This is a genomic window from Ruminococcus sp. RTP21359st1_H3_RTP21359_211015, assembly GCF_040909065.1.
GTDB classification, from domain to species: Bacteria; Bacillota; Clostridia; order Oscillospirales; family Ruminococcaceae; genus Hominimerdicola; species Hominimerdicola aceti.
The window spans coordinates 41,717-56,513 of the sequence record NZ_JBDGDD010000004.1 but is presented as its reverse complement, the minus strand read 5'-3'; the positions used below and the strand labels follow the sequence as shown (position 1 = coordinate 56,513).

Here is a 14,797-nt window from a genome sequence, read left to right as displayed (position 1 = left end):
TGAGAAATTGTGTTATACTATATGATGTATCAATGTGCAAATTTATATGAAATGAGGTCGATATATATGTCATTGCCGATCGTTGCAATAGTGGGCAGACCTAATGTTGGTAAGTCTACTCTTTTTAATAAGCTTATCGGTCAAAGACTTTCTATAGTTGAAGATACTCCTGGCGTCACAAGAGATAGGATATATGCAAAGTGCGAATGGCTCGGACACGAGTTCATGCTGGTTGACACGGGCGGAATCGAACCTGAGTCTGATGATATTATCCTTGCTCAGATGCGCAGACAGGCGGAGCTTGCTATACTGAAAGCTGATGTCACCATTCTTGTGACAGACCTTAAATGCGGAGTTACTGCTACTGATTATGAGGTGGCACAGATGCTTTTGAAATCGGGCAAGCCTATCGTGCTTTGCGTGAACAAGGTGGATAATGTGGGCGAACCGCCTATGGAGCTGTATGAGTTCTATAATCTCGGTTTGGGCGAACCGTTCCCTGTTTCTTCTGTTCATGGTCACGGAACGGGCGATCTCCTTGACGAGGTGCTGAAATATCTTCCGGAGGAAAATGAAGAGGACGATGACGATGATTCGATAAAGGTCGCTGTTATCGGCAAGCCTAACGTTGGAAAGTCTTCTATAATAAACAAGATATGCGGTGAGGAACGTGTTATCGTGTCAAATATTGCAGGCACTACCCGTGACGCTACTGACTCGGTTGTGGAAAATGAAAAGGGCAAGTTCGTTTTCATAGATACGGCTGGTATCAGACGTAAGTCAAAGGTGCTGGAGACTATTGAGAAATACTCTGTGTTGAGGGCTTATATGGCTGTTGACAGAGCCGATGTTGCGGTTATCGTTATTGACGCAACTGTGGGCTTTACTGAGCAGGATTCAAAGGTGGCAGGCTATGCTCACGAAAAGGGCAAGGCTTGCGTTGTTGCGGTGAACAAGTGGGACGCTATCGAGAAAGAAACTAACACCATGAACGACTTCCAGAAAAAGCTTCAGGACGATTTCAGCTTCATGAGCTATGTGCCTTTTGTGTTCATCTCTGCAAAAACAGGTCTGAGAATGGACAAGCTTTTTGATACTATCAAGTTCGTTGCAGAGCAGAACTCTATTAGAATACCGACAGGCAGACTTAACGATGTTCTCGCATATGCTACCCAAAGGGTACAGCCACCGTCTGACAAGGGCAGGAGGCTGAAGATATACTACATGACGCAGGTTTCTACCAAACCGCCTACATTCGTGTTTTTTGTAAACAGAGCCGATCTGTATCATTTTTCCTATCAGCGTTATATTGAAAATCAGATAAGAGAGACCTTCGGACTTGAAGGCACGCCTATCGTTTTCAAGATAAGAGAGCGTGACAAGGACGACGTTAAATAAAATTCTGGAGGTTATTTTGTGGACATATTTTTAAGTCTGGCATTCACTATAATTTTTTCTTATCTTTTCGGAAGTCTTAATTCTGCCATAATCGTGTGCAGAGTTTTAAAGCATAAGGATATCCGTGATTACGGAAGCAACAACGCAGGTTTGACCAATGTTCTGAGAGTATTCGGAAAAGGGTCTGCGGCGGCAACGCTGTTGTGCGATCTTGCAAAGGGCGTGCTTGCGGTAGTTATCTGCCGACTTGTGGTGACAAATGGCTTCGGCGTGACATTTTTTCATGACGATAAATTTATCGGATATCTTGCAGGCTTTTTTGTAATGCTTGGACATATTTTCCCGGTATTCTATGGTTTTCACGGTGGAAAGGGCGTTCTTATTGCGGCAACGACTCTTATCGCTATCGACCCGCTGACCTGTGCTTTCTCGGTGGCTGTTTTCGCTATCGTGCTTGCAGCAACAAAATACGTGTCTGTGGGTTCTATATGCGCCGCTATCGCATATCCTGTTTTTACGCCTATCGTTCAGCTTTTTATCATCAAGGGCGACGGCGTTCTTGCAAACACTCTTATGGCAACGGCTATCGGTCTGCTTATCATTTATATGCACAGACCTAATATCAAACGCCTTATGAACGGCACCGAAAACAAATTCGGAAGCAAGAAAAAGGCGTAAGGGAGGTTTTATTATGGCAGATATTACTATACTCGGTTCAGGCGGATTTGGTCTTGCACTGGCAATAATGTGCGACAATGCAGGGCATAAAGTAACAGTATGGTCAAAGTTTCAGGACGAGATAGATGCTATCAAGAGAACAGGCGAGCTTAAAGCAAAGCTCCCTGGCGTTCAGGTGAATAAGACTATCGAGCTTACAACGGATATAAGCTGTGTTAAGGATAAAGACATGGTGATACTTGGCATACCTTCGCCTTTCCTTAGAGAGGTCTGCGAAAGCGTTGTGCCTTATCTTGAAAGCAGGACTATAGTTGTGAACACGGCAAAGGGTCTTGAGGGCGGAAGCCTTAAAACTATGTGCTGTGTGGCGAGAGAGTGCTTTCCGAACAATCATGTTGCGGTGCTTACCGGTCCGTCACACGCAGAGGAAGTGGCAAGAAAAGTTCCCACTACTGTTGTTACTGCTTCTGACGACAGGGAGGTTTCATATTATATACAGAACACTCTTTCTAACGATACGTTCAGAGTGTATGTTAATGATGACGTTATGGGCTGCGAGATAGGCGGTTCGCTGAAAAACGTCATCGCTTTGGCGGCAGGCGTTTGCGACGGCCTTGGACTTGGTGACAACACAAAGGCTGCACTTATGACAAGGGGAATCAGAGAGATATCACGTCTTGGAGTTGCAATGGGCGCAAAGCTTGAAACCTTTGGCGGACTTAGCGGCATAGGCGACCTTATCGTTACCTGCTGTTCAATGCACAGCAGAAACCGCCGTGCGGGTATTCTCATAGGCAAGGGAGTTACCCCTGAGGAGGCTGTAAGACAGGTCGGCACTGTTGAGGGCTATGTATGCACCAAAAACGCATGGGAGCTTTCAAAGAGAATGGGCATTGAAATGCCTATCACAGAACAGCTTGCAAAGGTGCTTTTTGAGGGTGAGCCTGCGGCCAACGCTATCAAAAATCTTATGGGCAGACCGAACAGAAATGAAACTGAGTCAACTTTCCTGAGTTAGGAAAGCGACCGTTGAAAGGACTGATACATATGCTTAAAAGATACACTATCAAGACAGAACGCAGAGGGCTTTACAACATCACGAGCTATGTAAGGCAGGCTGTAACAGAATCAGGAGTGCAAAGCGGCATGGCGGTGGTATTCTGTCCCCACACCACGGCGGCGATAACCATAAATGAGAATGCCGACCCCGACGTAAAGACGGATCTTCTTTACGCTTTGGAGGAAACATTTCCGAACAGACCGCAGTTTCGTCACGCTGAAGGAAACTCTGACGCTCATATGAAGTCAAGCTGTGTTGGTGCTTCGGAAACTGTTATCATCGACGATAACGAACTTCTTCTCGGCACTTGGCAGGGTATCTATTTCGCTGAGTTTGACGGACCGAGAACAAGAAACTTTTTTGTGAAGATAATAAAGGGCTGATTTTGGCGTTTTTCCTCTTTACAATCTGCTGAAAATATTGTATAATTAATATGGATAATTCCAACGAAATATGTGTTAAGGAGTGCTTTGAAATATGGAACCTAAATATAAGAGAATATTGCTCAAATTAAGCGGTGAGGCTCTCGCAGGCGATAAGAAGATAGGTCTTGATTATGACGTTATCACCTCATTCGGCAAGAGCATAAAAAAATGTGTTGACGCCGGCGTTGAGGTTGGTATCGTTGTAGGCGGCGGCAATTTCTGGAGAGGCAGATCAAGCGGTGCAATGGACAGAACAAGAGCCGACCATATCGGTATGCTGGCAACTGCTATGAACGCACTTGCTGTTGCGGACGGCCTTGAGAACTGCGGTCTTGAAGTGAGAGTACAGACGGCTATATCCATGCCACAGGTCGCTGAGCCTTACATCAGAAACAAGGCTATGCGTCACTTTGAAAAGGGCAGAGTGGTTATCTTCGGCTGCGGCACTGGTAACCCATTCTTCTCAACTGATACGGCTGCTGCACTGAGAGCGGCTGAGATCGAGGCTGACATATTCTTTAAGGCTACCATGGTAGACGGTGTTTATGACAAGGATCCTCACAAGTATCCAGACGCTGTTAAGTATGACACACTTACATTTGCTGATATCCTTGCAAAGGGTCTGCAGGTAATGGACTCGACCGCTGCGGCAATGTGTAAGGACAACAATATCCCGATACTCGTTTTCGATCTTGCAAGACCAGATAATATCTATGACGCTTGCATGGGCGAAAATATAGGCACTCTCGTAAAATAATAAAGATAATCAAGAAAGGATCGTTTGAATATGAAACAGATCAAGGAAAATGCTAAGACAAAAATGGAGAAATCCATAAACGTTATGCTTTCGGACTTTGCAGGCATCAGAGCAGGCAGAGCTAATCCGTCCGTACTCAACAAAGTCCAGGTAGAATATTATGGCGCAATGACACCTGTTACACAGATGGCAGCGGTTTCTGTTGCTGAGGCAAGAGTGCTTGTTATACAGCCATGGGATAAGTCAACTCTCAAGCCTATCGAAAAGGCTATTCAGGCTTCTGATATCGGCATCAACCCACAGAATGACGGCACTGTTATCAGACTTACTTTCCCACAGCTCACTGAGGACAGACGTAAGGAGCTTGTTAAGGACATCAAGAAAATGGGTGAGGAGTGCAAGGTCGCTATCCGTTCTATCAGACGTGACGCTATGGAAAAGTTCAAGGCAATGAAGAAGAACAACGAGATCACAGAGGACGATCTTAAGGACTGCGAGGACGAGATCCAGAAGCTTACTGACAGGTTCGTTAAGGAAGTTGACGGTCACGTTGCCGAAAAGGAAAAAGAGATACTCTCTATCTAAGCCATGGCGAAGAATGAGAAGATAAGCCTTGGAGAGAACGTGTCTGTGCCTGTTCATGTGGGCGTTATCATGGACGGCAACGGCAGATGGGCGAAAAAGAGGGGCTTGCCCCGAAAGTTCGGACACAGAGAGGGCGCAAAGACCTTTCGTGCCATAACAAGACACGCCAAGGCGCTTGGAATACAGTATATAACTTACTATGCGTTTTCTACCGAGAACTGGAAAAGACCTAAGGACGAGGTAGACGCAATTATGGACCTTTTTGAAAAGTATCTTGACGAGGTCAGGGACTTTATCGAGGAGAATATCAGGGTGCGCTTTATAGGCGACAGAACAAGGCTCAGCGAAAATCTGCAAAGGAAAATGGCTTCCGTTGAGGAGGACTCAAAGGACTTTGACTCTATGACCCTTGTGCTTGCTATCAACTACGGCGGCAGGGACGAGATTTGCCATGCGGCTAAGACATTGGCTCAGCAGGTGAAAGAAGGCAAGCTGGAGCCTGAGGATATCACAATGGATATGATAGAGAGAAATCTCTACACCGAGGAGATACCTCCTGTTGACCTTGTTATAAGACCTAGCGGAGAGCAAAGATTGTCAAACTTTATGATATGGCAGGCGGCTTACGCGGAGTTTTATTACACAAATATCCTATGGCCTGACTTCAAAGGCAGCGACCTTGACAAGGCTGTTATCGCATACAGCGAAAGAAACAGAAGATTTGGAGGGGTGTAAAAAATGTCTACCCGTATTAAATCTGCGGCAGTTGCCATTGTTATCGCAGTGATACTGCTTATCGCACACGGAACGTTCCTGTTCAACATTGCGGTGGGCGCAATTTCTGCACTTGCAATATATGAGATATTCAGGGCGACAAAAATGACAGAGCATAAGTATCAGACCATTGCCTGCTGTGCGTTTGCCTTTGTGGACGCTTTCATGCCTGTGTTCTACAGACATGGCTGGCTGTACTTTTTCAGCTACAAGCTTTACATGGGGCTTTTCGTTATAGCAATGTGTCTGCTTTATCTTAACGAGCATACAAAATTCCAGTATACAGAGTTTTTCTTCATGCTGGGCGTGGGCATACTTCTGCCGTATTCATTCTCAACTTTGGTCACAATGGCAGGCTTGGGCGGCAAGGGCGTGTTTATGATAGTTCTTACTCTTGCAGCGGCTTGGCTGGCTGACAGTGGTGCTTATTTTGCAGGAACTTTCTTCGGCAAAACAAAGCTTTGCCCTGAGATAAGCCCTAAGAAAACTGTGGAGGGTCTTATAGGCGGCGTTATCTCAAATGGTATTCTTATGCTTATAATAAGCCTGTTCTATCAGTTCGTACTTAAAGGCGAGCCTATCCACTATCTAGGCGTTCTAATCGCAGGTATGCTTGCAGCTCTTATCGGACTTGTGGGCGACCTTACAGCTTCGGTGATAAAAAGACAGACAGGTATAAAGGACTATGGCAACATAATGCCGGGTCACGGTGGAATAATGGATCGCTTTGACAGCGTTCTGCTCGTTGCACCTTTTATGTACTATATGTTCACACAGGGGCTTATACTTAAATAGAAAATTATGACTTTTAGGGGCAGGCTTAGGCTTACCCCTTTTAAGCGTTATTAAGGCAACACCGCTTGCAAACCATCTTTATGCGGAATTGCCTGAATTTATTTTATATGATGAGGGACAATAAATGAAAACAATGACCATACTCGGTTCAACGGGTTCTATAGGCACGCAGGCATTAGAAGTGGCTGCAAAGCATAATATTAAAGTAAAGGCGCTTGCGGCAAATTCTGACGTTGAAAAGCTTGCGGCTCAGGCTAAGGAGCTTATGCCTGAGCGTGTGTGTATCTACCGTGAGGACAAAAAGGCAGAGCTTGAAAAGCTTCTCAGTGGCACTGGCATAAAAATATCCACAGGCATGGAGGGACTTAAAGAGATAGCAAGAATGGACGGGGTCGATATCATGCTCAACTCAGTCGTTGGCATGGTGGGTCTTGTGCCAACCCTTACGGCTATCGAAAAAGGCACTGACATTGCCCTTGCAAATAAGGAAACACTTGTGGCAGGCGGTGAGCTTGTTATAAAGGCGGCTGCTGAAAAGGGAGTGAAGATATATCCTGTTGACAGCGAACATTCTGCTATCTTTCAGTGCCTGCAGGGAAACGAGGGCAACAAGCTCAAAGGGATAATCCTTACTGCTTCGGGCGGACCATTCTTCGGCAAAACAAAGTCTGACCTAGAGGGCGTGACTGTTGAGCAGGCTCTTAATCACCCTAATTGGTCAATGGGCAGAAAGATAACCATTGACTCTGCTACGCTTATGAACAAGGGTCTTGAATTTATCGAAGCAATGTGGCTTTTTAAGCTCAGACCTGAGCAGATCGAGATAGTTGTCCATAGACAGAGCGTTGTACATTCAGCGGTGGAGTATGAGGATAATTCTGTTATCGCACAGCTTGGCGTGCCTGATATGAAAATACCTATACAGTATGCTCTGCTTTATCCTGAGAGAGTGGAATGCGATGTGAAAAAGCTGTCCCTTACAGACTATGGAAAGCTCACTTTCGAGAAGCCTGACTATGATACGTTCGATTGTCTGAGGGCTTGTATAAAGGCTGTCACTATCGGTGGAAATCTCCCTGCGGCAGTGAATGGAGCGAATGAGGAAGCCGTTGCGGCTTTTCTTGACGGCAGGATAGATTTTCTTGACATTGGCAGGATAGTAATGAATGTCTGCGAGAATACACCACGGGAAGAGATAAAATGCGTGGAAGATGTGCTGGAAGCGGATAGAAAGGCTAGGAAGAGAGCGAAGGAGCTTATCGAAGCTTAGTGAGGAGCGGCTTTTAAGTGAGGAGTGAGGAATGGCACAGCCGACCAAGCAAATCACCAGAAAAAAGTAAAATAAAGCATCGAGCAAAGCGATTTTGCGGCAAGATAAACTATCCCGAATATTTGTAGGGGCTTGGCGAAATTTCTGTTCGCAAGCTCACAGAAATGCGACAGCCCGCTCGGAGGAGCGAGGTTTGAATTATCCAGAGCTTATGTAGAAAACATTATGTGGATAACACAAATGAGATTGTAGACGAAATGTCGGAGGGGTCGGGACGTCGGATTTATGCAAAGCAGAAATTGTGCCGCTCCCCTACAGAAGATAAATTACAACAACATTAGTAAATCAAACGCACAGAGTGTTCATGCGAGGTAAAAAAATGAGTATATTATTTGCAATATTGATCTTTGAAGCTATCATAATAATACACGAGCTTGGTCACTTTATAGCGGCGAAAGCCAGCGGAGTAAAGGTCAACGAGTTCGCTATTGGCATGGGTCCTGCCATTATCAAAAAGAAAAAGGGCGATACCCTTTACGCTTGGCGTGTGTTTCCCATAGGTGGATATTGTGCCATGGAGGGCGAGGATAACGGAAGCGAGGACGGCGGTGCGTTTTGTAATAAAAGCCTGCCAAAAAGAATGCTTATCGTGGTGGCAGGCGTTATAATGAATCTTGTGCTTGGATATATTATCCTTTGTATCAGCACCGCAAGGTCTGATGGCATCGCAACCACCACTATATCGTGGTTTGAGGATAACGCTATGTCCCAATCGACCGGCTTGCAGGTGGGTGACGAGATAATCGAGGTCAACGGCATGAGGATTTTCACTACTATGGATATGTCCTATCAGTTTGGCAACGATGAGGACGGCAAGTTCGATATGGTGGTAAAGCGTGACGGAAAAAAGGTGGAGCTTAAAGATGTCACCTTTGCAACGGACGATAATACCATGCACATCGATTTCAAGGTCGCACCAAAAGCTGTGACCGTCGGCTCTGTGATTACTCAGTCTTTTAAGCAGGGCTGTACTGACGGCAGACTTATCTATATCTCCTTTGCCGACCTTATAAGAGGAAAGTATTCCATAAAAGATCTCAGCGGTCCTGTGGGAATCGTTGACACTATCGACAATGTTATCGACAGCGAAAGGGACAGCCAGTCAGGTAAAATAGATTGGTCGTCACTTATTGACACAATGTTGTCGCTGGGTGCGTTCATGACCATAAATATCGGCATTTTCAATCTCTTGCCATTGCCTGCACTTGACGGCGGAAGACTTTTGTTTCTTATTATCGAAGCGGTACGCCGTAAGCCTGTCAAGCCTGAGCATGAGGGAATGGTACACGCTATCGGTATGGCGGCTCTGTTGCTTCTTATGGTAGTGGTAACGGTGAGCGATATCATCAAGCTTGTTTAAAGGAGGAACTGTTTATGTCAGGTGAAAATAAGAGAAACGTAAGACCTGTCAAGGTGGGGGGACTTGTCCTTGACGGCAAAAAGATATATATCCAATCAATGCTCAATGTGCCGTCTACGGACATAGAAGGCTCTGTTAAGCAGGCTGTGGAGCTTGAAAAGGCTGGCTGCGAGATAGTCAGAGCGGCTATACCAAACATGGAAGCCGTTAAGCTTATCCCAGCTATCAAAGAGAAGATCTCTATCCCTCTTGTGGCGGATATCCACTTTGACTATCGCCTTGCCATTGCGGCAGCGGAAGCTGGTATCGACAAGATAAGGATAAACCCCGGAAATATCGGCTCTATGGATAGGGTGAAAGCGGTGGTTAAAGCCTGTCGTGAAAGAAATATCCCTATCAGGATAGGTGTGAACGGCGGCTCTCTGGAAAAGGAGCTTCTTGCGAAATACGGTTCGCCAACTGCTGAAGCCCTAGTGGAAAGTGCAATGGGTCATGTTAGAATTTTGGAGCAGTGCGACTTTGAGGATATAGTTATCTCTATAAAGTCATCAGACGTGCCGACCATGATAAAGGCATACAGACTGTGTGCACAGACCTGTAACTATCCTTTGCACCTTGGAGTAACTGAGGCTGGCACTGAGAGAATGGGTCTTATAAAATCATCTATCGGTATAGGTTCGCTTCTGTGCGACGGTATAGGCGAAACTATAAGAGTTTCACTTACCGACGAGCCTGTAAAAGAGATATATGCCGCAAAGGATATTTTAAAGGCTATCGGCAAGTGTGGCGGAGTAAGGATAGTTTCCTGCCCTACCTGCGGAAGAACTAGGATGGACCTTATAGGTCTTGCAAAAAAGGTTGAGGAAGCCACCAAGGATATAGACAAGGATATCAAGATAGCCGTTATGGGCTGTGTTGTGAACGGCATAGGCGAGTCGGGCAACGCTGATATCGGCATTGCAGGCGGTGACGGCTGTGCGGTGATATTCAGCCACGGTGAAAAGCTCAGAAAGGTATCAGAGGAGGAGGCTTTGCCTGCGCTTCTGGCGGAAATAGAAAAACTTTAAAAGGATATACCATAAATGAATACATACACCATTGAAAGCTTCTTTGAGAACTATAAGGAGCTTATACCCTCTGTGATAGAAAAGGGCAGGATATTAAGGCTGGGCTATAACGAAGAAAACGGCACTTTTACCTGTCAGGCGGCTTTTGACAAGCTGGTGCCTTTTGACAGCACAGTGGAATTTGAAATGAAAATGAGGGCGGCTCTCGGAGCAGGAAAGTTTATTTTGCAGCTCAAATATACCCCTGATATGCTTTGTGCGGAGTATTTTCCTGAGCTTTGCAAGTTCCTTAAAAGCAGATTTCCTCTTGTGAACGGCTTTTTTGACAACGCTGAGGCTGTTTATGAAAACGGCATTTTCACCGTGGATATAAAACACGGGGGCGAAGCGTTGCTGAAAAAGGCGGGCATAGAAACGGCTTTTCCTGCGCTCACCATGGAGCTTTTTTCCGTAAGGGCGGATATAAGGCTCACAGGTGTGCTTGAAACTGATATGGAAGAGCATCAGCGTGAGCAGGAGGAGTTTTTGAACTCCCTCCCTGTGCCGAAAATAGACCCTGCACAGCCTGAGAAAAAGGTGGCTGTTACCACTAATACTGCAAGCGGTGCTTCTGTGGATTTCCGAACTGCAAATGTAGACTTCACAAGGTTCTCGCTTCTGTGCGATGACGCTCTTGTGCTTATGGGTGCGCCAATATCAGGAAACGAGCAGGTGATGCAGATGAAAGATATCCCTGCGGATTACCGTGGACGTGTGGTGGTCTGGGGCGATATTTTCGGACCTGTGGAAACAAAGGAAACAAAGTCGGGTATGCTTATAGCACACCTGAATTTTACCGACTATACTTCCTCAAACTCTATAAAGTTCATAGGCTCAAACAAAAATTTCAGAAACATGAAAGGCTTGAAAAGGGCAGTGCTTGAGGCAATGCTGGAACACCTTAAGGCAGGCAAGACCATACTTGTGGCAGGTGAGATAGAGGAGGACGATTTTGACCACTCTATAAACATCAAGCCTGACAGCATTATGGTCGTAAAGCGTGAAAAGGAAAAGGATACCTGCGAGCATAAGCGTGTGGAGCTTCATTGTCATACCAATATGTCTATGATGGACGCTCTCACTCCTGCGGGCAAGCTTGTGGAAAGAGCCTATTCATGGGGACACAAAGCACTTGCCATAACAGACCACGGTGTCGTTCAGGGCTATCCTGACGCCGGAAATACCTGTATCGGCATACGCAAGGGTGGCGGTGACTTCAAGGTGCTTTACGGCATAGAGTCATACGAGGTCAATAATGACGAAAAGATATTCCGTGGAACGGACAAGCGTGAGCTTACAGACGAGATAATCTGCTTTGACCTTGAAACTACGGGTACAAATCCTAATGAAGATAGGATCATCGAGATAGGCGCTGTCAAGCTGAGAGATCTTGAAGTTGTGGACAAGCTCGATATTTTCGTAAACCCTGAAAGACCTATCCCTGAGTTTATCTCAAACCTCACACACATCACTGACGATATGGTAAAGGACGGTGCAAGCGAAAGGGAAGCTCTCCTTAAATTCAAGGAGTTTATAGGTGACAACCCTGTTCTTGTGGCGCACAATTCTCAGTTCGATACGGGCTTTATATCCGCCTGCGCAAAAAGACAGGGCATCGAGATAAAATATTCTTCTATAGACACCGTGCCAATGTCGCAGATAATGCTTCCGGAGCTTGAAAAGCATAAACTCAACTATGTGGCGGAGCATTTCGGACTTGGGGATTTTCAGCACCACCGTGGCTGTGATGACGCAGAGGTGCTTGCAGGGATATTCATAAGTCTGTCGAAAATGCTCATGGAGCAGTATCCTCTGATTCTTATAACAGTGGATATGATAAACAGCTTGCTTGCAAATGAAAATCAGGTGCTTGCAAAGCCGACTTATCACCAAATTATTATCGTAAGAAATAACACGGGTCTGAAAAATCTGTATAGGCTTATATCAGACTCCAATCTTAAATATTTCAAAAGACGTCCGAGAATACCAAAATCTGAGCTTGTAAGACACCGTGAGGGCCTTATCCTCGGCAGTGCCTGCGAGCGTGGCGAGGTCATTCAGGCTTATCTCGAGGGAAGAAATTATGAGGAGATAAAGCAGATAGCAAGCTTTTATGACTATCTGGAGATCCAGCCTGACGGAAACAACAAATTTATGCTCACCACCGAAAAGCCTCCTTATGACAGGATACACACAGCGGAGGATATAAAGGATATAAACCGCTTTATTGTAAAACTTGGGGAGGACTTGGGCATACCCGTCTGCGCAACAGGCGACGTGCATTTTATGAACAAGACTGACGCACAGTTCAGGTCGGTGATACAGGCTTCAATGGGCTTCCCTGACGCCGATACTCAGCCTCCTCTGTATCTTAAGACCACAAACCAAATGCTTGACGAGCTGAGCTATCTTGGCGAGGAAAAGGCATTTGAGGTCGTTGTAACGAATACAAACAACGTGGCTGATATGGTAGACCCTGACCTGAAAGCGTTTCCGAACGGTACTTATACGCCTTTTATCGAAGGCTCGGTTTATCAGCTTCAGTATATATGCTGGAAGAAATGCTGTTCCATTTACGGCGACTGCGACCCTGAAACTATAGAAGTTCCGGAGGGCGAGGACGTTGACGTATCAAAATATTTTGAGGGACACATTCCAGACCTTGTTTTCAAAAGACTTAAAAGAGAGCTTGACTCTATTATCAAGCACGGATTTGCAGTGCTTTACATGATATCTCAGAAGCTTGTTGCCAACTCTAACGAGAATGGCTATCAGGTAGGTTCAAGAGGCTCAGTAGGTTCGTCCTTCGTTGCCTCCATGTCAGGTATCTCTGAGGTAAATCCTCTGGTGCCACACTATGTCTGTCTTAACTGCCACCACAGCGAGTTCATTACAGACGGCTCGGTAGGCTCAGGCTTTGACCTGCCACCGAAAAACTGTCCTGTGTGCGGAGAGAATATGCACCGTGACGGACACGATATCCCATTTGAAACGTTCCTTGGCTTTGACGGCGATAAAGCCCCTGATATCGACCTTAACTTCTCAGGTGACTATCAGGCAAAGGCGCATAAATATACGGAAGTCCTTTTCGGTGAGGACCATGTGTTCAAAGCCGGTACTATCGGCATGATACAGGAAAAGACAGCTTTCGGATATGTTATGAAATATCTTGACGAGCGTGGAAAAACAGTGCCAAAGGCTGAGATAGAAAGACTTAAACTTGGCTGCTGCGGCATAAAGAGAACGACCTCTCAGCACCCGGGTGGAATGGTCGTTATCCCTAGCGACTATGAGGTCTATGACTTCACACCTGTTCAGCACCCTGCGGAAAAAGTGGACTCTGACATGGTAACTACCCACTTCGACTTCCATTCTCTCCACGATACTATCTTGAAGCTTGACGAGCTTGGTCACGATAACCCGACAATGTATAAGTATCTGGAAATGTTCACAGGACGAGATATCCTCGATTGTCCCATGTCTGATCCTGCGGTATATTCGCTGTTCACTTCCCCTGAGTCACTTGGAGTGACGGAGGAGGATATAATGTGTCAGACGGGAACGCTCGGTATACCTGAAATGGGTACGCCGTTCGTAAGACAAATGCTTCTTGACTGTCAGCCAAAAAACTTCTCTGACCTTTTGCAGATATCAGGACTTTCACACGGCACTGACGTATGGCTCGGCAACGCACAGGAGCTTATCAAAAACGGAACCTGCGATATCTCAAATGTTATCGGTACTCGTGACAGTATCATGACATATCTGCTTTATCATGGCGTTGAGCCGAAGCTGTCATTTAAGATAATGGAGATAACCCGTAAGGGTAAAGCTCCGAAACTGCTCACAGAGGAAATGAAAGAGAATATGCGTCAGCATGACGTTCCGGAGTGGTATATCGACAGTTGTTTGAAGATAAAATATATGTTCCCGAAAGCCCATGCGGCGGCATATGTTACGGCAGCTATAAGACTTTGTTGGTTCAAGGTGCATGAGCCGCTTGCATTCTATGCAACTTATTTTACGGTCAAGGGCGAGGATTTTGATGCAGAGATCGCTCTCAAGGGAAAATATATCGTCAGAAGCAAGATAGAAGAAATAAAGAATAAACCAAAAGACGAGGTGTCGGGCAAGGACAGCGGTGTGCTTGAAATTCTCATGCTTGTGAATGAAATGCTCAGCCGTGGATATGACTTTTTGCCTGTAAACATCAAAAAATCTCACGCAACTATCTATCAGATAGAGGACGGCAAGATAAGGCTTCCGTTCTGTTCACTTAACGGAGTGGGCGAGTCTGCGGCGATAAGCATTTACGAAAAGGCGCAGAACGGCGAGTTTATCTCTATCGAGGAGTTCCAGCAGCAGAGCGGAGTGTCCAAATCTGTTATCGAAACTCTGGAGAAAAACGGAGCTTTCGGCGATATGCCTAAATCTAACCAGATATCGTTGTTCTGATAGTTACTATGCACAATTTCATACTTTGCCCTTGTAACACTATTGACAAACAAGGGCGGGTATGATAAAATTAT

At 45.7% G+C, this 14,797-nt stretch carries 12 protein-coding genes; all 12 read left to right on the top strand.

The annotated features are described in order from the left end of the window. Positions 1–66 precede the first annotated feature (66 nt). The 12 genes from der to AB5Z01_RS02680 all read left to right on the top strand — a co-directional run bounded on the left by der (position 67) and on the right by AB5Z01_RS02680 (position 14,723). A complete protein-coding gene (gene der, locus AB5Z01_RS02735; RefSeq protein WP_022287397.1) occupies positions 67–1,398 on the top strand; it encodes a ribosome biogenesis GTPase Der in 1,332 nt (443 codons plus the stop codon). An 18-nt stretch (positions 1,399–1,416) separates the two neighbouring features. Further along, positions 1,417–2,076, top strand: a complete 660-nt coding sequence (gene plsY / locus AB5Z01_RS02730) for a glycerol-3-phosphate 1-O-acyltransferase PlsY (RefSeq protein ID WP_278340117.1) — start codon at positions 1,417–1,419, stop codon at positions 2,074–2,076. A gap of 13 nt (positions 2,077–2,089) precedes the next feature. Next, a complete protein-coding gene (locus tag AB5Z01_RS02725) occupies positions 2,090–3,094 on the top strand; it encodes an NAD(P)H-dependent glycerol-3-phosphate dehydrogenase (RefSeq protein WP_046439996.1) in 1,005 nt (334 codons plus the stop codon). A 29-nt stretch (positions 3,095–3,123) separates the two neighbouring features. Then, entirely contained in the window at positions 3,124–3,519 is a 396-nt protein-coding gene (locus AB5Z01_RS02720) for a secondary thiamine-phosphate synthase enzyme YjbQ (RefSeq protein ID WP_138338698.1), read from the top strand. A gap of 94 nt (positions 3,520–3,613) precedes the next feature. Continuing rightward, on the top strand, positions 3,614–4,318 hold the full coding sequence (gene pyrH, locus AB5Z01_RS02715; RefSeq protein WP_022287393.1) for a UMP kinase: 705 nt from the start codon (positions 3,614–3,616) through the stop codon (positions 4,316–4,318). Between the two features lie 30 nt (positions 4,319–4,348). Further along, positions 4,349–4,903: a ribosome recycling factor gene (gene frr / locus AB5Z01_RS02710; RefSeq protein WP_046439999.1), complete on the top strand. Its 555-nt coding sequence runs from the start codon at positions 4,349–4,351 to the stop codon at positions 4,901–4,903. A 3-nt stretch (positions 4,904–4,906) separates the two neighbouring features. After that, positions 4,907–5,638, top strand: coding sequence for an isoprenyl transferase (locus AB5Z01_RS02705; RefSeq protein WP_195388135.1), 732 nt, complete (start codon positions 4,907–4,909; stop codon positions 5,636–5,638). 3 nt (positions 5,639–5,641) lie between these two features. Next, positions 5,642–6,472 (top strand): phosphatidate cytidylyltransferase, encoded by an 831-nt coding sequence (locus AB5Z01_RS02700; protein WP_287215687.1) that lies wholly within the window; start codon positions 5,642–5,644, stop codon positions 6,470–6,472. Positions 6,473–6,596: 124 nt separating this feature from the next. After that, positions 6,597–7,742 (top strand): 1-deoxy-D-xylulose-5-phosphate reductoisomerase, encoded by a 1,146-nt coding sequence (locus AB5Z01_RS02695; protein WP_287215685.1) that lies wholly within the window; start codon positions 6,597–6,599, stop codon positions 7,740–7,742. A 379-nt stretch (positions 7,743–8,121) separates the two neighbouring features. Further along, on the top strand, positions 8,122–9,162 hold the full coding sequence (locus tag AB5Z01_RS02690; RefSeq protein WP_117896681.1) for an RIP metalloprotease: 1,041 nt from the start codon (positions 8,122–8,124) through the stop codon (positions 9,160–9,162). A gap of 14 nt (positions 9,163–9,176) precedes the next feature. Beyond that, positions 9,177–10,229, top strand: a complete 1,053-nt coding sequence (ispG, locus tag AB5Z01_RS02685; RefSeq protein ID WP_368365315.1) for a flavodoxin-dependent (E)-4-hydroxy-3-methylbut-2-enyl-diphosphate synthase — start codon at positions 9,177–9,179, stop codon at positions 10,227–10,229. A gap of 15 nt (positions 10,230–10,244) precedes the next feature. Beyond that, positions 10,245–14,723 carry a PolC-type DNA polymerase III gene (locus AB5Z01_RS02680; protein WP_278644441.1) on the top strand — a complete coding sequence of 1,493 codons (4,479 nt, stop codon included), beginning with the start codon at positions 10,245–10,247 and terminating at the stop codon, positions 14,721–14,723. Positions 14,724–14,797 lie beyond the last annotated feature (74 nt).